Annotated in this window: 22 protein-coding genes; 16 read left to right on the top strand and 6 right to left on the bottom strand. The window is 55.6% G+C overall.

What is annotated here, in order from left to right; all coding sequences use genetic code 11:
• Nucleotides 1–54: 54 nt before the first annotated feature.
• From MRY16398_RS18315 to tnpA, 12 genes are all read left to right on the top strand, one after another.
• A complete protein-coding gene (locus MRY16398_RS18315; RefSeq protein WP_039078703.1) occupies nt 55–489 on the top strand; it encodes a nuclear transport factor 2 family protein in 435 nt (144 codons plus the stop codon).
• Nucleotides 486–1205: an SDR family NAD(P)-dependent oxidoreductase gene (locus MRY16398_RS18310; RefSeq protein WP_110294758.1), complete on the top strand. Its 720-nt coding sequence runs from the start codon at nt 486–488 to the stop codon at nt 1203–1205. Before MRY16398_RS18315 ends, MRY16398_RS18310 begins: the two co-directional genes overlap by 4 nt.
• On the top strand, nt 1202–2461 hold the full coding sequence (locus MRY16398_RS18305) for an NAD(P)/FAD-dependent oxidoreductase (RefSeq protein ID WP_125124974.1): 1260 nt from the start codon (nt 1202–1204) through the stop codon (nt 2459–2461). Before MRY16398_RS18310 ends, MRY16398_RS18305 begins: the two co-directional genes overlap by 4 nt.
• Nucleotide 2462: 1 nt before the next feature.
• Complete coding sequence (locus tag MRY16398_RS18300; protein WP_125124973.1) at nt 2463–3185, top strand: DUF1365 domain-containing protein; 723 nt, start codon at nt 2463–2465, stop codon at nt 3183–3185.
• Complete coding sequence (locus tag MRY16398_RS18295) at nt 3182–4402, top strand: SAM-dependent methyltransferase (RefSeq protein ID WP_125124972.1); 1221 nt, start codon at nt 3182–3184, stop codon at nt 4400–4402. Before MRY16398_RS18300 ends, MRY16398_RS18295 begins: the two co-directional genes overlap by 4 nt.
• Entirely contained in the window at nt 4399–4884 is a 486-nt protein-coding gene (locus MRY16398_RS18290) for a DUF2878 domain-containing protein (protein WP_125124971.1), read from the top strand. The genes MRY16398_RS18295 and MRY16398_RS18290 overlap by 4 nt, the downstream gene beginning before the upstream one ends.
• A gap of 5 nt (nt 4885–4889) precedes the next feature.
• Nucleotides 4890–5408: a hypothetical protein gene (locus tag MRY16398_RS18285; RefSeq protein ID WP_125125702.1), complete on the top strand. Its 519-nt coding sequence runs from the start codon at nt 4890–4892 to the stop codon at nt 5406–5408.
• A complete protein-coding gene (locus MRY16398_RS18280; RefSeq protein ID WP_125124970.1) occupies nt 5405–5935 on the top strand; it encodes a DUF3833 domain-containing protein in 531 nt (176 codons plus the stop codon). Before MRY16398_RS18285 ends, MRY16398_RS18280 begins: the two co-directional genes overlap by 4 nt.
• A 12-nt stretch (nt 5936–5947) precedes the next feature.
• A complete protein-coding gene (locus MRY16398_RS18275) occupies nt 5948–6907 on the top strand; it encodes a YbgA family protein (RefSeq protein WP_039078710.1) in 960 nt (319 codons plus the stop codon).
• 109 nt (nt 6908–7016) lie between these two features.
• On the top strand, nt 7017–7577 hold the full coding sequence (locus MRY16398_RS18270) for a VOC family protein (protein WP_039078711.1): 561 nt from the start codon (nt 7017–7019) through the stop codon (nt 7575–7577).
• A gap of 82 nt (nt 7578–7659) precedes the next feature.
• Entirely contained in the window at nt 7660–8403 is a 744-nt protein-coding gene (cutC, locus tag MRY16398_RS18265) for a copper homeostasis protein CutC (protein WP_039078712.1), read from the top strand.
• 223 nt (nt 8404–8626) lie between these two features.
• Nucleotides 8627–9085 (top strand): IS200/IS605 family transposase, encoded by a 459-nt coding sequence (gene tnpA, locus MRY16398_RS18255; RefSeq protein WP_038918153.1) that lies wholly within the window; start codon nt 8627–8629, stop codon nt 9083–9085.
• Between the two features lie 254 nt (nt 9086–9339).
• On the opposite strand, the gene cmoB is transcribed toward tnpA, so the two are convergent.
• The 5 genes from cmoB to MRY16398_RS18225 are packed head-to-tail and all read right to left on the bottom strand — an operon-like array spanning nt 9340 to nt 12916.
• Nucleotides 9340–10311 carry a tRNA 5-methoxyuridine(34)/uridine 5-oxyacetic acid(34) synthase CmoB gene (gene cmoB, locus MRY16398_RS18245; protein WP_071194611.1) on the bottom strand — a complete coding sequence of 324 codons (972 nt, stop codon included), beginning with the start codon at nt 10309–10311 and terminating at the stop codon, nt 9340–9342.
• A complete protein-coding gene (gene cmoA / locus MRY16398_RS18240; RefSeq protein ID WP_039078714.1) occupies nt 10308–11051 on the bottom strand; it encodes a carboxy-S-adenosyl-L-methionine synthase CmoA in 744 nt (247 codons plus the stop codon). Before cmoA ends, cmoB begins: the two co-directional genes overlap by 4 nt.
• Nucleotides 11052–11090: 39 nt before the next feature.
• Entirely contained in the window at nt 11091–11486 is a 396-nt protein-coding gene (locus MRY16398_RS18235) for an MAPEG family protein (protein WP_039078715.1), read from the bottom strand.
• 48 nt (nt 11487–11534) lie between these two features.
• Nucleotides 11535–12353, bottom strand: a complete 819-nt coding sequence (locus MRY16398_RS18230) for a DUF72 domain-containing protein (RefSeq protein WP_125124969.1) — start codon at nt 12351–12353, stop codon at nt 11535–11537.
• On the bottom strand, nt 12350–12916 hold the full coding sequence (locus MRY16398_RS18225) for a hydrolase (protein WP_039078717.1): 567 nt from the start codon (nt 12914–12916) through the stop codon (nt 12350–12352). Before MRY16398_RS18225 ends, MRY16398_RS18230 begins: the two co-directional genes overlap by 4 nt.
• A 268-nt stretch (nt 12917–13184) precedes the next feature.
• Between MRY16398_RS18225 and aspS the strand changes: the two genes are divergently transcribed.
• Genes aspS through ruvC form a run of 4 tightly spaced genes read left to right on the top strand, consistent with a single transcriptional unit; the run spans nt 13185 to nt 16737 of the window.
• Nucleotides 13185–14969 carry an aspartate--tRNA ligase gene (gene aspS / locus MRY16398_RS18220; RefSeq protein ID WP_125124968.1) on the top strand — a complete coding sequence of 595 codons (1785 nt, stop codon included), beginning with the start codon at nt 13185–13187 and terminating at the stop codon, nt 14967–14969.
• A 1-nt stretch (nt 14970) separates the two neighbouring features.
• Nucleotides 14971–15414 (top strand): dihydroneopterin triphosphate diphosphatase, encoded by a 444-nt coding sequence (nudB, locus tag MRY16398_RS18215; protein WP_125124967.1) that lies wholly within the window; start codon nt 14971–14973, stop codon nt 15412–15414.
• 26 nt (nt 15415–15440) lie between these two features.
• Nucleotides 15441–16181, top strand: a complete 741-nt coding sequence (locus MRY16398_RS18210; protein ID WP_047370910.1) for a YebC/PmpR family DNA-binding transcriptional regulator — start codon at nt 15441–15443, stop codon at nt 16179–16181.
• A gap of 34 nt (nt 16182–16215) precedes the next feature.
• Nucleotides 16216–16737, top strand: a complete 522-nt coding sequence (gene ruvC / locus MRY16398_RS18205; RefSeq protein ID WP_039078721.1) for a crossover junction endodeoxyribonuclease RuvC — start codon at nt 16216–16218, stop codon at nt 16735–16737.
• Here ruvC and MRY16398_RS18200 read toward each other — a convergent pair.
• The gene (locus MRY16398_RS18200; protein ID WP_107222996.1) at nt 16709–17551 is read right to left on the bottom strand and encodes a helix-turn-helix transcriptional regulator; all 843 of its coding nucleotides are present in this window, start codon (nt 17549–17551) and stop codon (nt 16709–16711) included. The two genes, ruvC and MRY16398_RS18200, sit on opposite strands and share 29 nt — an antisense overlap.
• Nucleotides 17552–17631 lie beyond the last annotated feature (80 nt).

Below are 17631 nucleotides of genomic sequence, written 5' to 3'. Positions count from 1 at the left end.
GTAAGTTTTAGATCAGGCGATAGCCGCGTTTTGTCAACGGAAAGGGTAAGACCCATGAGCACCATGCAGTCCGTCATTGATCGGTTTGTTCATTACTACGCTGAACTGGACAGCCAGCCGCCTTCGGCGCTGAGCGCGCTCTATCATCCCGATGCTGTGTTGCAGGATCCGTTTGGCGAGCATCACGGATTCGTTGCTATCCATCGTTACTTCACCCATCTACTGGCAAATGTTGAACAGTGCCGTTTCGCTATTGATCCCCCGCTTTGTGATGGTCAGCGTTTTGCGGTGACCTGGACCATGCACTGGTCGCATCCGCATATCCGTGGCAACGAACCCCTCACGCTGCCAGGCTGCTCGGTCGTGGAAGTGCAGGGGGAGCATGTCTTACATCAGCGTGATTATTACGACGCCGGGGAGATGCTGTATGAGCATCTTCCCGTTCTGGGCTGGGCGGTCCGCGGTGTGAAAAAGAGGGTTCGCGCATGAAAACGGTGCTTATCACGGGTGCCAGTTCGGGTATTGGCGAGGGGCTTGCTAAATCCTTCGCCGCCGATGGCTACCTCGTCATTGCCTGCGGGCGCGATCCATCGCGTCTTGAGGCATTACAACAATTCAGCCCCAACATTAGCGTGCGCCTGTTCGATATGACAGGCAGGGACGCTAGTCGCCAGGCGCTGGCCGATTGTCATGCCGATCTGGTTATTCTCTGTGCGGGCACCTGCGAATATCTGGATCATGGGGTGGTGGATGCCGCTCTTGTCGAACGGGTGATGAGCACCAATTTTCTTGGCCCGGTGAACTGTCTTGCCGCGCTCCAGACACAGCTTAAACCCGGAAGTCGCGTTGTGCTGGTCAGTTCGATGGCGCACTGGCTGCCATTTCCCCGTGCCGAAGCCTATGGCGCGTCAAAAGCTGCGCTCAGTTGGTTTGCTGACAGTTTGCGCCTGGACTGGGAGCCGAAAGGGATCGCTGTCACCGTGGTTTCGCCGGGCTTTGTCGACACCCCGCTGACCCGTAAAAACGACTTTTCTATGCCTGGTCAGGTGAGCGTCGGGCAGGCGGTAACGGCGATTCGTCGCGGTCTCGCAAAGGGCAAAACACATATCGCATTTCCGGGCGCTTTTGGGTTGCTGTTGCGCTCGCTCTCCTCTCTTCCCGCCGTTGTGCAGCGGGCATTCTTACGCAGGATGGTACGGCCATGAACATTGCAATTATTGGTAGCGGCATTGCCGGGCTGACCTGTGCATGGCGGCTCGCCGGTCATCACAAGGTGACACTATTTGAAGCACAAGCCACGCCCGGCGGGCATACGGCTACAGTGGATGTCACTACCCCACAGGGGAGATGGGCCATTGATACCGGTTTTATCGTCTACAACGATCGCACCTACCCGCGTTTTATGGGGCTGCTCAGCGAACTGGGTATCGCCGGACAGAAGACGCAAATGAGTTTTTCCGTCCACAATCCGCAAAGTGGGCTGGAGTATAACGGTCACACCCTTGCTTCGCTGTTTGCCCATCGCCGAAATCTCATTAACCCATCTTTCTGGCATCTGCTCAGCGATATCGTGCGTTTTAACCGCCAGGCAAAACAGGCTCTCGCGGGCAAGGTAGATGAGAAAGCCACACTGCAAAGCTTTCTCGATGAGCACCGGTTCAGCGCCTTTTTTGCCCGCCATTACATTCTGCCGATGGGGGCGGCCATCTGGTCATCGTCCCTGCAAGAGATGCGGCGTTTCCCGTTGCCGCTGTTTTTGCGCTTCTTTGAGAATCATGGACTGCTGGATGTGACCCATCGCCCGCAGTGGTATGTGGTACCCGGCGGTTCGCGTGAGTATATCCGCGCCATGCTCGCCAAACTCGGCGATCGCCTGACGCTGCATCTCAATACGCCGGTGCAGAGCGTTACCCGCCACGATAAGGGGGTGGAAATCCAACTTGCCGATGCAACCTCTACGTTTGACCACGTTATTTTTGCCTGCCACTCCGCACAGGCGCTGGCGATACTTGCCGATCCCACGGTTGCGGAAACAGAGATTCTCGGCGGTATCGGCTGGCAGCGTAACGAGGTGGTCTTGCACAGTGACCGACGCTGGCTCCCGCAACGTGAGCGTGCCTGGGCAAGCTGGAACTACCGCCTGAGTGAGCAGGATCAGGCCAGCGCGTGCGTGACCTACAACATGAATATCCTGCAAGGGCTGCCAAAGGAAGCGCCTTTATTCTGCGTAACGTTGAACCCGGACACGCCCGTTGATGAACTCTACGTCTGGAAACGCTTTGTTTATGAGCATCCGCTGTTTAACCCGCAAAGCTGGCAGGCACAGGCGCGGCGCGGTGAGATTAATGGCCGTCAGCGTAGCTGGTTCTGCGGCGCTTACTGGTACAACGGCTTTCATGAGGATGGTGTTCGCAGCGCGCTCGATGTGGTGCAGGGCATCGCCCATGGGGAGGGCCAGTAACATGAACAGTTGTCTTTATGAAGGTGTTTTACGCCATCGGCGTCTTCTGCCCCGTGAACACCATTTCAACTATCGCGTATTTATGGCCTGGCTCGATCTGGATGAGCTGGACGCACTCCCGATGTCAGGCATTCGTCGTAACCGTTTTGCTCCCGCTGCCTTTTATGACGAGGATTATCCGCTGGGATCGCCGCTTAAGGCGAAAGTTCTCGAACGGCTGGAAAATCTGACCGGCGAACGTCCGCAGGGGCGGGTGATGTTGCTCACTCAACTGCGCTATTTCGGCTTCCATTTTAACCCGGTCAACTTCTATTACTGCTACGACCAGCAAGACGTTCTGTGTTGGGTGCTGGCCGAGGTGCGCAATACGCCCTGGAATGAACGACATTACTATGCCGTTGACGGACAGAATGCCCGCCCGCTGGAAAAAGCGTTCCACGTTTCCCCGTTTAATCCGATGGATATGGTCTATCACTGGCGCTTTAACCGTCCTGGAAAAACGTTGCATATGCATATCGAAAACCATCAGGAGGCGAAGGTCTTCGACGCCACGTTGCGTCTGACCCGGCGTCCATTAACGCGCGCTGCACTCACATCCTTGCTGTTGCGTATTCCGCTCATGACGCTCAAGACCGTGATGGCCATTTATTGGCAGGCGCTGCGTCTGTGGCTTAAGCGCGTACCCCTTTATAACCATCCCGTCAGCAGGAGTGAACGCTCATGACCGATCCCGTCTTTGCGCTTGAACCCGATATGCCGCGTAATGCTCGCGTCGCGCGCTGGTTGCTCTTTCGCCTTCTGAACGGTTTACGCGTGGGGTCTCTCACGGTTCGTGAGGGGGGGCAAACTTACCATTTTGGCGACACTGCCGCCGCGTTGCGCGCAGAGGTGCAGATCCTTTCCCCGGTCGTTTACTGGCGTTTACTGACTGGCGGTAGCCTTGCGGCGGCGGAAGCCTGGATGGATGGCGAGTGGGAGACGCATCAGCTTACCCCGCTGTTGCAGATTTTAGCGCTCAACAGCCAGGTTTTAGGAAAACTGGAAAGCGGCTTTCGCCTGCTCGGGCGTCCGATTGAGCGGCTACGCCACTGGACACGGCGTAACGACCGTCTGCAGGCGCGGGAAAACATTGCCGCGCACTATGACCTGGGGAATCTTTTTTACGCCCAATTCCTGGATGAACAGTTGCTCTACTCCAGCGCGCTGTTCACCGCGCCCGATCAGGATCTCGCCAGTGCGCAGCAGGCAAAAATGGCGCGATTGTGCGAACAACTGGCGCTAACGCCGGACGATCACCTGCTGGAGATCGGCACCGGATGGGGGGCCATGGCGGAATATGCCGCACGTCATTATGGCTGTCGGGTGACCACCACCACGCTATCACGCGAGCAGTACACGTGGGCTCAGGCACGCATTCACCAGGCAGGCTTGCAGGATAAGGTTCAGGTATTGCTGTGCGACTATCGCGACCTGACCGGACAGTTCGACAAACTGGTTTCGATTGAGATGATTGAAGCGGTAGGAAAACGCTATCTCCCGACCTTCTTTCGAACCTGTCAGGCGCGCCTGCGCGCAGGTGGGAAAATGGCAATTCAGGCCATCACCATTCAGGATCAGCGCTACAGCGATTACAGCAAAAGCGTCGATTTTATCCAGCGTTACATCTTTCCCGGCGGTTTCTTGCCGAGCATAACGGCAATGAACAACCTGATGACCCGCCACACCGATTTTGTGGTGCGCAATGTGTTCGATATGGGGCCCGATTATGCCCGCACCCTCGCGCACTGGCGTCAGCGTTTCGTTCAGGCCTGGCAAGAGATTGAAAAGCTGGGGTTTGATGAGCGTTTTCGCCGCATGTGGCTTTACTATTTTGGCTACTGCGAAGCGGGTTTCAATGCACGCACCATCAGCGTGGTGCAACTGACCGCGGAACGTGTATGAACCGCCATCTGCAGGTTTTCATCATGGCCGTGGCGTTCGATCTTTACTGGACGCTGGTGGTGCTGTTTCGTGAGCGCGGCATTATCGTCTGGCTCGCACTGGCGATGCTCGCCTGCGTTATGCTTGCGCCAGCGCTGCGCATATATGCCCTGGTGCTGGCCGGGGCTGGCGGCTCGCTGGATGCCCTCTGGGCGCTTACCGGATTGATCCGCTTTAGCGGAGATGGCGTGCTGCCATTGTGGATGGTGGCGCTGTGGCTGATGTTTGCCGTCGTCTGGACCCGACTTACCCACACCAGTGCCTTGCCGGGTTGGACGCTGGCGTTGCTGGCGACGCTGGGCGGGCCAGTTGCTTACTATGTCGGTGAACGGCTGGGGGCGATTACATTCCTGCAACCGAACTTTATTGTGCTGAGCTGGCTCGGGCTCGGATGGCTGGTACTGGCGCTTTTTTTCCATTTATTGATGGGGAGGCGGCAATGAAAGCTCTGCGCTTTGCACTGCTATTACTGATAGCCGCCGCTCCCTTAGTGAGCGCCTCTGCCTGGCTAAACTGGCGCAAAACCGGTGACGCAACATTAACCTGGGGGCCCTTTACCGTTTATACCTCGCAACTGCGCACGCCGCAGGGGCGTTATATCGCAGCGGATCAGGACCAGGCGTTAATCATTACCTACGCGCGGGACATCACGCGTGATGAACTGGTCGATGCGACTCGCGAACAGTGGCAGGCGCTGGGCATTCTGACGCGGGAAGCGCAGAGTCAGGCCTGGCTACGCACCCTGGCAACGCTCTGGCCGGATGTCCGTTCGGGCACGCAACTGGCGTTTGTTCTGCACGATAAACAAGGGCAGTTCTGGTATCGCGCTTCGGCGGCGCAAAAAGCCTTTACCCCGCTGGGGCCACCGCAATCCCTGGCGTTCAGCATCAGCTTTCTGGCCATCTGGCTCGATCCCCATACGCAATACCCCAGGCTGCGTCAGCAGCTCATTGGCGGTGAACAATGAAACGCATTCTGGCACTTGGACTGACACTTCTCTTAATGCTGACGGGCTGCAGTAGCGAGATAAATGACTATCAACGCCAACAGCCGCCACTCGATATATTTCACTACTTTCAGGGCAAGACCGAAGCCTGGGGCATGGTGCAGGACTATAGTGGTAAACAATTGCGCCGCTTCCACGTTGAGATAGAGGGCGACGTGGTGGGCGACACGCTGACACTCAACGAACATTTTGTGTACGACGATGGCGAAAAACAGCAGCGGGTGTGGCATATCCGGCGTACCGGTAACGGCCGCTATGAAGGGACTGCTGGCGATATCGACGGTGTTGCACGGGGGCAGGCGGCAGGCAATGCCTTTAACTGGCGTTACAGCATGAACGTGACGGCTGACGGGAAAACCTGGCTGCTACACTTTGATGACTGGCTGTATCTGCAGGACGATACATACCTTTTCAACAAAACCGCCATGAAGAAATTCGGCATTACCGTTGCAACGGTCACGCTCTTTTTCACCCGAAAAACACAATAAAAGGAGAGGGGTATGAAAACTCAACCGACGATTGGTATCAGCGGCTGTTTGACCGGCTCGGCCGTGCGTTTCGATGGCGGACATAAGCGCATGGGGTTTGTGATGGACGAACTTGCCCAGTGGGTGACCTTTAGCCCTGTCTGCCCGGAGATGGCTATGGGGCTGCCCGTTCCCCGCCCGGCGTTGCGTCTGGTTCAGACCGCCAGTGGCGAGACCCGGATGCGCTTTAGCCAGGCGCCGAATGAGGATGTCACCCAGAAAATAGATGACTTCACCACGGCGTATCTGCCCCGCGTTGCCGAACTGGCCGGTTTTATCGTCTGTGCGAAATCACCGAGTTGCGGAATGGAGCGCGTGCGACTGTATGATGAAAAAGGCGGGAGAGGGCGGAAAGAGGGGGTGGGGCGTTTCACCGGCGCGTTACTCTCGGCGTACCCGTGGCTGCCGGTGGAAGAAGACGGTCGCCTGCACGACCCGGTATTGCGCGAGAACTTTGTGGAGCGCGTATTCGCGTTATATGAGCTCAATACCCTGCGGGCACGCGGTCTGACCCGTCATAGCCTGCTCGATTTTCACAGCCGCTACAAACTCCAGTTGCTGGCACATCATCAGGCGGGATACCGGGAGATCGGGCCGTTTGTCGCGTCACTTTCCCAGTGGGACAACCTGGAGGCGTTTTTCGAGGCTTACCGGGAAAAGCTGATGGCGATCCTCAAACACCCGGCCTCCCGCAAGAATCACACTAACGTATTGATGCACATTCAGGGGTATTTTCACGGCAAACTTACGCCTCGTCAGCGCGGTGAGCTTCGGGAGGTGATTCTTCACTATCGCGCCGGGCTGCTGCCGATACTTGCCCCCTTAACGTTGCTCAAACATTACCTTGGCGAATACCCTGACCACTATCTGCTGGCACAAAACTATTTCAATCCCTATCCCAACGATCTGGGGCTTCGCCTGAACCTCAAATAACCGGGTGGCAGTGACGTCAGACGCGGGCGATGTCACTGCATAACCTGAGTTGGTGACGTGCGCAGAACAGGGTAAAGTATCGCCCGAATTCATCGCATGGGAATAAACAATGGCTGGTTGGCAACATATTGACGAACTGCAGGATATCGCTGCAGATCTCCCGCGTTTCATTGAGGATCTGACACACCTTGTCACCCGCCTGGGGCTGGATATCCGTGACCTCAATGCTGACCATATCTCCTTGCGCTGTCACCAGAACGCGACGGCCGAACGCTGGCGTCGCGGCTTTGAACAGTGCGGTGAGCTGCTCTCAGAAAACCTTATTAATGGCCGACCTATCTGTCTGTTCAGGTTATCGCAACCGGTGCAGGTCGCGCACTGGGCATTTAGCGTGGTCGAACTGCCGTGGCCGGGGGAAAAACGTTACCCGCACGAGGGGTGGGAGCATATCGAAATTGTACTGCCGGGTGAGCCGGAAACCCTCAATGCCCGCGCGCTGGCGCTGCTTTCGGATGAGGGGTTGAGCCAGCCAGGCATTTTTGTGAAGACCAGTTCGCCAAAAGGTGAACGAGAGCGTCTGCCGAACCCCACGCTTGCCGTGACCGATGGTAAAGTCACCATCAAATTTCACCCCTGGTCGATAGAAGAGATAGTCGCCAGCGAGCAATAGAATCTCACTGTGTGAGGGCGCTCAGCACGCAGGTTGCCAAATAATGCCATGCTGAGCACGCTGCATCTTAAAGGAAGAAGAGATGACGTTACTGGAAATATGTTGCTATAGCGCAACCTGTGCGGAGATCGCGCAGCAAAACGGGGCGGACCGCATTGAGCTGTGCGCCGCGCCGAAAGAAGGCGGGCTGACCCCCTCACTCGGGACGCTTAAAGCCGCCCGTCAGCGGGTCACCATCCCTGTGCACCCGATAGTGCGCCCGCGCGGGGGCGATTTTTGCTACAGCGACGATGAATTCGCCGCCATGCTGGAGGATATCCAGGCCATTCGCGAACTGGGTTTTCCGGGAATGGTAACCGGCGTGCTGGATGAGGACGGCAATGTCGATATGCCGCGTATGCAACAAATTATTGAGGCCGCAGGGGGGATGGCGGTCACTTTTCATCGCGCTTTTGATATGTGTGCAAAACCGCGTGAAGCCGCTGAAAAATTGAGAGATTTAGGGGTTGCCCGCATTCTGACGTCAGGCCAACAGGCGAGTGCAGAAAAAGGTCTTTCATTAATTATGGAACTAAATACCCATTCAGGTGTTCCAATCATTATGGCTGGCGCGGGTGTCCGTGCAGCGAACCTGATGCGTTTCCTTGACGCAGGCGTGAAAGAAGTTCACAGCTCAGCGGGTATCTGGACACCATCGCCCATGCGTTATCGCAATACAGGATTGTCCATGTCGTCGGACGCCGCCGCGGATGAGTATTCGCGTTATGGTGTGGACGGCGAGGCAGTGGCGGTGATGAAGACAATGATTGTTCAGCATCGCCCATAACCGGTTTTTACCGCGCATCATGTCGCCCAATATGATGCTTGCTCGTACCAGGCCCCTGCATTTAACAGGGGCCTTTTTTTGTCTATAGAAAACCCCCAGCTAGGCTGGGGGTTCCGGAAAGCTTTCAGCTTTAAGCCAGTTATTAAAACCCCTTTTGATTTGTTAAAACAGCTTGCGGTCTGGCAACTGCAAAAGTTCAACAAGAAATCAAAAGGGGGTCCCGATGGGGGACGAAAAGAGCTTAGCGCACACCCGCTGGAACTGTAAATATCACATAGTTTTTGCGCCGAAATACCGAAGACAGGCGTTCTACGGAGAGAAACGTCTGGCGATAGGCAGCATTTTAAGAAAGCTGTGTGAGTGGAAAAACGTACGGATCCTGGAAGCTGAATGCTGTGCAGATCATATCCATATGCTTGTGGAAATCCCGCCCAAAATGAGCGTATCCGGCTTTATGGGATATCTGAAAGGGAAAAGCAGTCTGATGCTTTATGAGCAGTTCGGAGATCTGAAATTCAAATACAGGAACAGGGAGTTCTGGTGTCGGGGATACTACGTGGATACGGTAGGGAAGAACACAGCGAAGATACAGGAATACATAAAGCACCAGCTTGAGGAGGATAAAATGGGTGAGCAGTTGTCGATCCCTTATCCGGGCAGCCCGTTTACGGGCCGTAAGTAAGGAAGTTTGATGCAAATGTCAGATCGTATGCGCCTGTTAGGGCGCGGCTGGTAACAGAGCCTTACAGGCGCATCTGAAAAACCTCCGGCTATGCCGGAGGATATTTATTATCTTTCGCCTGCCTATTCCGGCCTGCAACGGCGTTGGCTTTCCTCGCTCACTCCGGTCACGTAGTTATCTACGCTCCCGGGGATGCGCCGCGTCGCCGCCTTGTTGCAAACTGAACTATTCTGGCGAAAGGGCTTCGTCACTCATCACGGTTTACGTGCAATTAACACGGCGCGCACCGGGGCCGGGTAGCCTTCAATGGTCCTGGTGTGGTCATTCGGATCAAGGAAATCAGCCAGTGATTCCGTCACCATCCATGACGTACCGCGCTGCTCCCCGGTGGTGGTCGCACAGACATCGGCGATACGGACATCAACAAAGCCGCACTTCTCAAGCCAGTTTTTCAGCGCCGCCGCCGAGGGAATAAAATAGACGTTACGCATCTGGGCGTAGCGATCACCCGGCACCAGAACGGTATGCTCATCACCGTCGACAACCAGCGTTTCCAGTACCAGTTCACCGTCTTTCACCAGTTGATCTTTCAACTGCCACAGGTGCTCCAGCGGTGAGCGACGGTGATACAGCACGCCCATGGAAAAGACGGTATCGAAGGCATTCAGCGCCGGAAGTTGCTCAATACCCAGCGGCAATAAATGGGCGCGACGATCATCCCCCAACAGCTTACGCACTGCTTCAAACTGACACAGGAACAGTTGCGTCGGGTCGATGCCCACGGCCAGCTTTGCCCCTGCGCCAATCATGCGCCACATATGATAACCACTGCCACAGCCTACATCGAGAATAGTCCGGCCCTGCAAGTCAGACAGGTGCGGCAGCACGCGATCCCATTTCCAGTCGGAACGCCATTCCGTGTCGATATTGATGCCATACAGAGAGTAAGGCCCTTTACGCCACGGCATCAGATTGCGCAGCAGGGTCTCCATGCGCGTCAGTTGCCCTGCGCTTAACGGTGTTTCGCTTTCGGCGGTGACGCTATTAAGCAAGTCGAGATGCGACGGCGTCAGCTCGGGTAAGAAATTCACCGCATTGGTCCACTGTTTGAACTGACCATGAAGCTGGTCACGTTGCCAGGCGGCAATCTGCGCCGGCAGGGTTTCTAACCAGTGAGACAGGGGGCTGACGGCGATTTGCTGATAAAAACGCTCGAAGGTGATCATGCCTGGTCACCCGCTTTCAGGGCAATCAGCGAACCAAAGTTAAAACACTGGAACCAGACTTCGCTATGTTCAAACCCGGCCTGTTGCAGGCGGGATTTATGCTTCTCGACCGAATCCGTCAGCATCACATTTTCCAGCATGCTGCGTTTCTGGCTGATTTCCAGCTCGCTGTAGCCATTGGCGCGTTTAAAGTCGTGGTGCATGTTGAATAACAACTCGCCGACGTTGGCATCTTCAAAACTGAATTTCTCGGACAGCACCAGCGCGCCGCCGGGATTCAACCCCTGATAAATCTTATCCAGCAGCGCCTGACGTTCTTCTGGCACAAGGAACTGCAGGGTAAAATTCAGCACCACCATTGAGGCGTTTTCAATGGCGATATCGCGAATATCGCCTTCAATAACCTCGACCGGCGTAGGCGCTTTATACGCATCGATATGACGGCGGCAGCGTTCAACCATTGCCGGCGAGTTATCAACGGCAATGATTTTGCAGCCGTCGTGATGAATATTACGGCGCACGGAAAGCGTCGCGGCGCCTAAAGAGCAGCCCAGGTCGTAAATCTGCGTTTGTGGCTGAACGAAACGCTCCGCCAGCATGCCGATCATCGAGATAATATTGGAGTAACCCGGGACGGAGCGCTGGATCATATCCGGGAAGACTTCGGCAACCCGTTCATCAAAGGTCCAGTCGCCCAGGCTGGCGATAGGCGCGGAAAAAAGCATGTCGCGGTTAGACATAATGTAAACATCCGGGAAAACAAAGTGGCGTATTGTGCGCTAACGCAGGGAGAAAACCAACTCCCACGGCATATACCACAGGTTTGCGACCACCATCAGTAGTAGCGAACTCCAGGTCGCGCTCATTCCGGAACGACGCCAGCTTAGCTGTCGGTGATGAAGCCCGTAGTAATGCATTAAACGTCCGGCAATAAGCAGGATGCCGCACACGTGAACCATCCAGGTTTCAGCACCGTTCATCTCCATAAATAACAACAGCACCAACGCCAGCGGAATGTATTCCACCGCGTTGCCATGAATACGGATGGCGCTTTGCAACTCGCTGAACCCACCGTCGCCATAGCTGACGCGGTATTGCATGCGCAGACGCACAACATCAAATGAAAACTTAATGAGCAGTAACGCACCCAGCACGGCATACAGCGCGCTTACCATACAAACTCCCTTTATACGCGGATGGCCTTACAATGATAGGTAATCCATTCAGAAAAGAGAAGATTGCTGAGGAATGGACGGAGGAGTGCCAATAGAGGGCAGCGCCTGCTGAAGATCTTTCCACAATACATCCACGAGTTCCGGCGACTGGCCGTTATCAGGGGTGTGCAAAAACAGATATGGCGTGCTCTGCTTCTCCCATTGCGGCAGCTTCTCCAGCCAGACGCTGAATAATTGACGGTTCTGTTCCATATCGTCACTACCGATAAAGCGGATTAATGGGTTTTGTGCGGTCACCAGGGCATGAACCGGCAGCTTAGGCTTCTTGCGCTGCGCATCTATCACCGCTTCGCTGTGGGGGATGGCGCTGTGAATAGGGCGGCTATCCAGAATCACCCGGTTGACGCCGCGCTGATGCAGACCGCGGTTAAGCGACAACTCCGTCTCGCCTTTAGCAAAAAATTCCGGGTGGCGCACTTCAACACCGTAGGTGAAATCCACCGGAAGCGCATCCAGGAAAGCCCACAGTGCCGAAAGATCGCGCGGACCAAACGTGGCGGGCAGTTGTAGCCAGTACTGGCCGATACGCGTTTCCAGCGGCGCAAGACGGGTGAAAAATTCCTGCGTCAAATCGCTGCACTGGCGCAGCGAGGCCTGATGGGAAATGGTCGCCGGAAACTTAAAGCAAAAGCGAAAATCATCGTGGGTTTGATCGTACCAGCGCTGGACAATTTCGGCTTTCGGTAGGGCATAGAGCGTGGTGTTGCCCTCCACGCAGTTAAAGTGGCGGGCATACTCTTCAAGACTGGTGATGCCAAGGCGCACCCATTTCGGGTGCGACCATTGCGGCAGGCCAAGGTAAATCATAACGCGGCCAGAATCTCCCCGGTGCTGCGCACGCGACCAATTCGCGGGAAGATATTTTTCATGCTGCCCTGATGCTGTTCGCTGCTGGCGGCGGAGCAGGCATCTTCCGCAACCACCAGGTTAAAGCCCAGCTCCCAGGCGTTGCGGGCGGTGGATTCCACGCCGATGTTGGTGGAAATACCGCACAACACGATGGTGTCGATACCGCGGCGGCGCAACTGCAACTCCAGATCGGTACCGTAGAATGCGCCCCACTGGCGTTTAGTGACCTCAATGTCGCTCTCTTTCTTGCCAAGCTTCAGCGGATACGTCCACCAGTTTTCCGGCAACGCGTGACCGCCAGTTTGCGCATCGACCGGCTGTTTTAACGCTTCGGCAAAATCGGCAGACCAGCCAACGCGGACCAGAATGACCGGCGCACTGTTAGCGCGAAACGCCTCAGCCAGCGTCGCGGCCCGTTTCACCACATCCTCAGCGCTGTGCGGACCACCGGCAAACGGCAGAATACCTTCCTGTAAATCAATAACCACCAGGGCGGTGTTGGCAGCATTAAGTTCAAGCATGATAACTCCTGAAAAAAGAATGAGGTCGCACTTACCTTACGCGGTATCCTGCTGCACCCGGTTTACAAATTTTGTTAATTTTTGTGAGAATACGCACTAAGCGTGCGCAGCAAACGCGCGTACAGGCGGTATCGGGCTTATCGTGTGCCATTATTTCCAGTATAATAGCCGCCTTTTTTCATCCAGTTGTGACATTCAGCTAAAGCTGCGACATCGTCGCCTGCACGGCAGGCAACAATCAGCCTGCGGCAAAGTTAAGGGATATCTCATGCGTACAGAATATTGCGGACAGTTGCGTAAGTCCCACGTGGGGCAGCAGGTGACTCTGTGTGGTTGGGTCAATCGTCGTCGTGATCTCGGCAGCCTCATTTTTATTGATATGCGTGATCGTGAAGGCATCGTTCAGGTGTTCTTCGACCCGGACGCCGAAGCCTTCAAACTGGCTTCCGAACTGCGTAATGAGTTCTGCATCGTGGTGACCGGCACCGTGCGTGCTCGTGACGAAAGAAACGTCAACAGCGATATGGCGACCGGCGAAGTGGAAGTGTTTGCCAGCGAACTGACCATTATCAACCGCTCTGAGCCGCTGCCGCTGGATTCCAATCAGGTTAATACCGAAGAAGCGCGTCTGAAATACCGCTATCTGGACCTGCGTCGTCCGGAAATGGCCCAGCGCCTGAAAACCCGCGCCAAAATTACCAGCTTCGTGCGTCGTTTTATGGATGACCACGGTTTCCTTGATATCGAAACCCCGATGCTGACCAAAGCGACGCCGGAAGGCGCGCGCGACTATCTGGTGCCTTCACGCGTACATAAAGGCAAATTCTACGCGCTGCCGCAGTCTCCACAGCTATTCAAACAGCTTCTGATGATGTCCGGCTTCGATCGTTACTACCAGATTGTGAAATGCTTCCGTGACGAGGACCTGCGCGCTGACCGTCAGCCAGAATTCACCCAGATCGACGTGGAAACCTCCTTCATGACCGCACCGCAGGTGCGTGAAGTGATGGAAGAGCTGATCCGCAACCTGTGGCTGGACATTAAAGGCGTCGATCTGGGCCAGTTCCCGATCATGACTTTCGCCGAAGCGGAGCGTCGTTACGGTTCCGATAAACCGGACCTGCGTAACCCGATGGAGCTGGTGGATGTAGCCGATCTGCTGAAAGACGTTGAGTTTGCGGTCTTCTCTGGCCCGGCCAACGATCCGAAAGGCCGCGTTGCCGCGCTGCGCGTTCCTGGCGGCGCCTCTCTGACCCGCAAGCTGATTGATGAATACGGCAACTTTGTGAAGATCTACGGCGCGAAAGGCCTGGCTTACATTAAAGTGACCGAACGTGCGAAAGGCATGGAAGGCATCAACAGCCCGGTGGCGAAATTCCTGACCGCGGACATCGTTGAAGCTCTCCTGGATCGTACTGGCGCACAAGACGGCGACATGATTTTCTTCGGCGCTGACAACAAGAAAGTGGTAGCTGATGCGCTGGGCGCGCTGCGTCTGAAACTCGGTAAAGACCTGAGCCTGACCGACGAAAACAAATGGGCGCCGCTGTGGGTTATCGACTTCCCGATGTTTGAAGACGACGGTGAAGGCGGCCTGACCGCAATGCACCATCCGTTCACCTCACCGAAAGACATGACGGCGGATGAACTGAAAGCCGCGCCGGAAGAGGCGGTTGCGAACGCTTACGATATGGTTATCAATGGCTACGAAGTGGGCGGTGGTTCTGTGCGTATTCACCGTGGTGACATGCAGCAGACCGTGTTCGGCATTCTGGGCATTACTGAACAGGAACAGCGCGAGAAGTTCGGCTTCCTGCTGGATGCGCTGAAATTCGGTACCCCGCCGCACGCAGGCCTGGCATTTGGTCTGGATCGTCTGACCATGCTGCTGACCGGCACCGACAACATTCGTGACGTTATCGCTTTCCCGAAAACCACTGCGGCTGCTTGTCTGATGACCGAAGCACCGAGCTTTGCTAACCCGGCTTCCCTGGCGGAACTGGGTATTCAGGTGCTTCCGAAAGCGTCAAAAGAGATTTCGGAGAACGAATAATATGCAATTTAAGTATCCCGTTTCTGTCTTAGTTGTTATTTATGCCCAGGACACGAAGCGGGTGCTGATGTTGCAGCGACGCGACGATCCCGATTTCTGGCAGTCGGTTACCGGCAGCCTGGAAGAGGGAGAGTCCGCATCGCAAGCCGCCGCGCGCGAAGTAAAGGAAGAGGTCGCCATTGACATTGCGACTGAGCAACTGGCCTTAATTGACTGTCAGCGCACGGTGGAGTTTGAAATTTTTGAACATTTACGTCATCGCTACGCCCCTGGCGTGGTGCGCAATACCGAATCCTGGTTCTGTCTTGCGCTACCCCATGAACGGTCTGTCGTGTTCACTGAACATCTGGCTTACCGCTGGGTTGATGCGCCGCATGCGGCCGCGTTAACCAAGTCATGGAGCAACCGGCAGGCGATTGAAGAATTTGTAATTCATGCCGTATAAATCAACGGTTAAGTGGAGAGTTTCTTATGGCAGGTCACAGTAAATGGGCCAACACCAAACACCGCAAAGCGGCACAGGATGCCAAGCGCGGTAAAATCTTTACCAAAATTATTCGTGAGCTGGTTACCGCAGCGCGCCTTGGCGGCGGCGATATCGGTTCCAACCCGCGTCTGCGTGCGGCAGTGGATAAAGCGCTGTCGAACAACATGACCCGTGACACCCTGAACCGCGCTATCGCACGTGGCGTGGGCGGTGATGAAGACGCGAACATGGAAACCATCATTTATGAAGGTTACGGTCCTGGCGGCACAGCGGTGATGGTGGAATGTCTGTCTGACAACCGCAACCGTACCGTTGCCGAAGTGCGCCATGCCTTCACCAAAACCGGTGGTAACCTGGGCACTGACGGTTCCGTTTCTTACCTGTTCAGCAAGAAAGGCGTGATCTCTTTCGAGAAAGGCGACGAAGACACCATCATGGAAGCGGCGCTGGAAGCGGGCGCGGAAGATGTTGTGACCTTCGACGACGGTGCCATTGACGTCTATACCGCATGGGAAGAGATGGGCGCAGTGCGCGATGCACTGGAAGCGGCAGGCCTGAAAGCCGACAATGCCGAAGTCTCCATGATCCCGTCAACCAAAGCGGATATGGATGCGGAAACCGCACCGAAACTGCTGCGTTTGATCGACATGCTCGAAGATTGCGACGATGTGCAGGAAGTTTACCATAACGGTGAAATTTCTGACGAGGTTGCGGCTACTCTGTGATGAGGCAACTTATCGCAATAACCGGAGACGCGTGATGTCTGTCATTCTCGGTATCGACCCGGGTTCACGCGTAACCGGTTACGGTGTGATTCGCCAGGTAGGCAGGCAACTGACCTACCTGGGCAGCGGATGCATCCGTACAAAAGTTGATGATTTACCGTCGCGCCTGAAATTAATTTATGCCGGTGTGACGGAAATCATCACCCAGTTCCAGCCTGATTACTTCGCGATTGAACAAGTCTTTATGGCAAAAAACGCCGATTCTGCGCTCAAGCTTGGGCAGGCGCGCGGTGTGGCCATTGTGGCTGCTGTAAACCAGGATCTGCCCGTGTTTGAATATGCGGCCCGTCAGGTCAAACAGACCGTCGTTGGTATTGGCAGCGCCGAGAAAAGCCAGGTTCAGCATATGGTACGCACCTTGCTGAAACTTCCGGCGAACCCGCAAGCGGACGCCGCCGATGCGCTGGCGATTGCTATCACCCATTGCCATGTCAGCCAGAATGCAATGCAAATGAGCGATACCCGGCTTAATCTGGCGCGCGGGCGGCTGCGCTAAGTAACGCGCTGATTTTTTGGGCATCCTCAGGCGTTGACGGGTTATAGACAATCATCGTCAGATCTGGCTGCCCTTCAACGGCAAAACTCGAATACTCCAGCGATAATCTCCCCGCCTCGCGATGAATCAGCACTTTCGTGCCTTCGCCCATCGTGTCGATGGTATTGCTGCGCCACAGTTCGGCGAACAGCGGCGACGCGGCCATCAATTCATCAATAAGCGGTTTCACTTCTGCTGTTGCGCCTGAGCGGGTAGCATCTGCGCGAAAAGCGGCGACCAGCGACTGCGCCAGGCCTTCCCAGTCTGCCTGGACCTCACGCACCCGTGGGTCGAGAAAGATACGCCGCAGAATATTGCGCTCGGTATGGGGCAGCTTTGCATAATCGGTCAGCACGACGGCAGCGGGCTGATTCCATGCCAGTACACACCAGGTCGCGGTGCGGATCATCGCCGGGCTGAGCGTCATACAATCCAGCACCTTTTGCAGCCGCGCCGTGACGGCCAGCGACGGGGTATAACGCACCTCAGGGGCGCGTCCGAGCGCCAGATGGAAGACATGTTCACGTTCGGGTGGGCTAAGTTGTAAAGCGTGGCATAAGCGCTCCAGCACTTCTGCTGACGGGGTGCCGCCGCGCCCTTGCTCCAGCCAGGTATACCAGGTAGCGCTAATACAGGCCAGATGCGCCACCTCTTCACGGCGTAATCCGGGTGTACGACGACGCCCGGTATGAAAACCAAGCGCATCCGGGTCGAGCCGCGCACGGCGGTGTTTGAGGTAATCGCCTAACTCTGTGGGACGGGTATCGCGCTGCATCCTGTTAGTCCTTATACCACGATAATGTCACTACTTTTCACCTCTGAGGATATTCATCACTATCACATGATGAGTCAACA

The organism is Phytobacter sp. MRY16-398 (assembly GCF_003925915.1).
GTDB classification, from domain to species: domain Bacteria; phylum Pseudomonadota; class Gammaproteobacteria; order Enterobacterales; family Enterobacteriaceae; genus Phytobacter; species Phytobacter diazotrophicus.
This window is presented reverse-complemented; position numbering and strand designations above follow the sequence as displayed.

Bases quoted from the DNA above. Each gene is read 5' to 3' on its own strand.
- MRY16398_RS18280 (WP_125124970.1), top strand. From the start codon at position 5,405: ATGAAACGCATTCTGGCACTTGGACTGACACTTCTCTTAATGCTGACG.
- tnpA (WP_038918153.1), top strand. From the start codon at position 8,627: ATGGGGGACGAAAAGAGCTTAGCGCACACCCGCTGGAACTGTAAATAT.
- MRY16398_RS18310 (WP_110294758.1), top strand. From the start codon at position 486: ATGAAAACGGTGCTTATCACGGGTGCCAGTTCGGGTATTGGCGAGGGG.
- MRY16398_RS18225 (WP_039078717.1), bottom strand. From the start codon at position 12,916: ATGCTTGAACTTAATGCTGCCAACACCGCCCTGGTGGTTATTGATTTA.
- MRY16398_RS18305 (WP_125124974.1), top strand. From the start codon at position 1,202: ATGAACATTGCAATTATTGGTAGCGGCATTGCCGGGCTGACCTGTGCA.
- aspS (WP_125124968.1), top strand. From the start codon at position 13,185: ATGCGTACAGAATATTGCGGACAGTTGCGTAAGTCCCACGTGGGGCAG.
- MRY16398_RS18275 (WP_039078710.1), top strand. From the start codon at position 5,948: ATGAAAACTCAACCGACGATTGGTATCAGCGGCTGTTTGACCGGCTCG.
- cutC (WP_039078712.1), top strand. From the start codon at position 7,660: ATGACGTTACTGGAAATATGTTGCTATAGCGCAACCTGTGCGGAGATC.
- cmoB (WP_071194611.1), bottom strand. From the start codon at position 10,311: ATGATCACCTTCGAGCGTTTTTATCAGCAAATCGCCGTCAGCCCCCTG.
- MRY16398_RS18210 (WP_047370910.1), top strand. From the start codon at position 15,441: ATGGCAGGTCACAGTAAATGGGCCAACACCAAACACCGCAAAGCGGCA.
- MRY16398_RS18235 (WP_039078715.1), bottom strand. From the start codon at position 11,486: ATGGTAAGCGCGCTGTATGCCGTGCTGGGTGCGTTACTGCTCATTAAG.
- MRY16398_RS18315 (WP_039078703.1), top strand. From the start codon at position 55: ATGAGCACCATGCAGTCCGTCATTGATCGGTTTGTTCATTACTACGCT.
- nudB (WP_125124967.1), top strand. From the start codon at position 14,971: ATGCAATTTAAGTATCCCGTTTCTGTCTTAGTTGTTATTTATGCCCAG.
- ruvC (WP_039078721.1), top strand. From the start codon at position 16,216: ATGTCTGTCATTCTCGGTATCGACCCGGGTTCACGCGTAACCGGTTAC.
- MRY16398_RS18300 (WP_125124973.1), top strand. From the start codon at position 2,463: ATGAACAGTTGTCTTTATGAAGGTGTTTTACGCCATCGGCGTCTTCTG.
- MRY16398_RS18270 (WP_039078711.1), top strand. From the start codon at position 7,017: ATGGCTGGTTGGCAACATATTGACGAACTGCAGGATATCGCTGCAGAT.
- MRY16398_RS18290 (WP_125124971.1), top strand. From the start codon at position 4,399: ATGAACCGCCATCTGCAGGTTTTCATCATGGCCGTGGCGTTCGATCTT.
- MRY16398_RS18200 (WP_107222996.1), bottom strand. From the start codon at position 17,551: ATGCAGCGCGATACCCGTCCCACAGAGTTAGGCGATTACCTCAAACAC.
- MRY16398_RS18230 (WP_125124969.1), bottom strand. From the start codon at position 12,353: ATGATTTACCTTGGCCTGCCGCAATGGTCGCACCCGAAATGGGTGCGC.
- MRY16398_RS18295 (WP_125124972.1), top strand. From the start codon at position 3,182: ATGACCGATCCCGTCTTTGCGCTTGAACCCGATATGCCGCGTAATGCT.
- cmoA (WP_039078714.1), bottom strand. From the start codon at position 11,051: ATGTCTAACCGCGACATGCTTTTTTCCGCGCCTATCGCCAGCCTGGGC.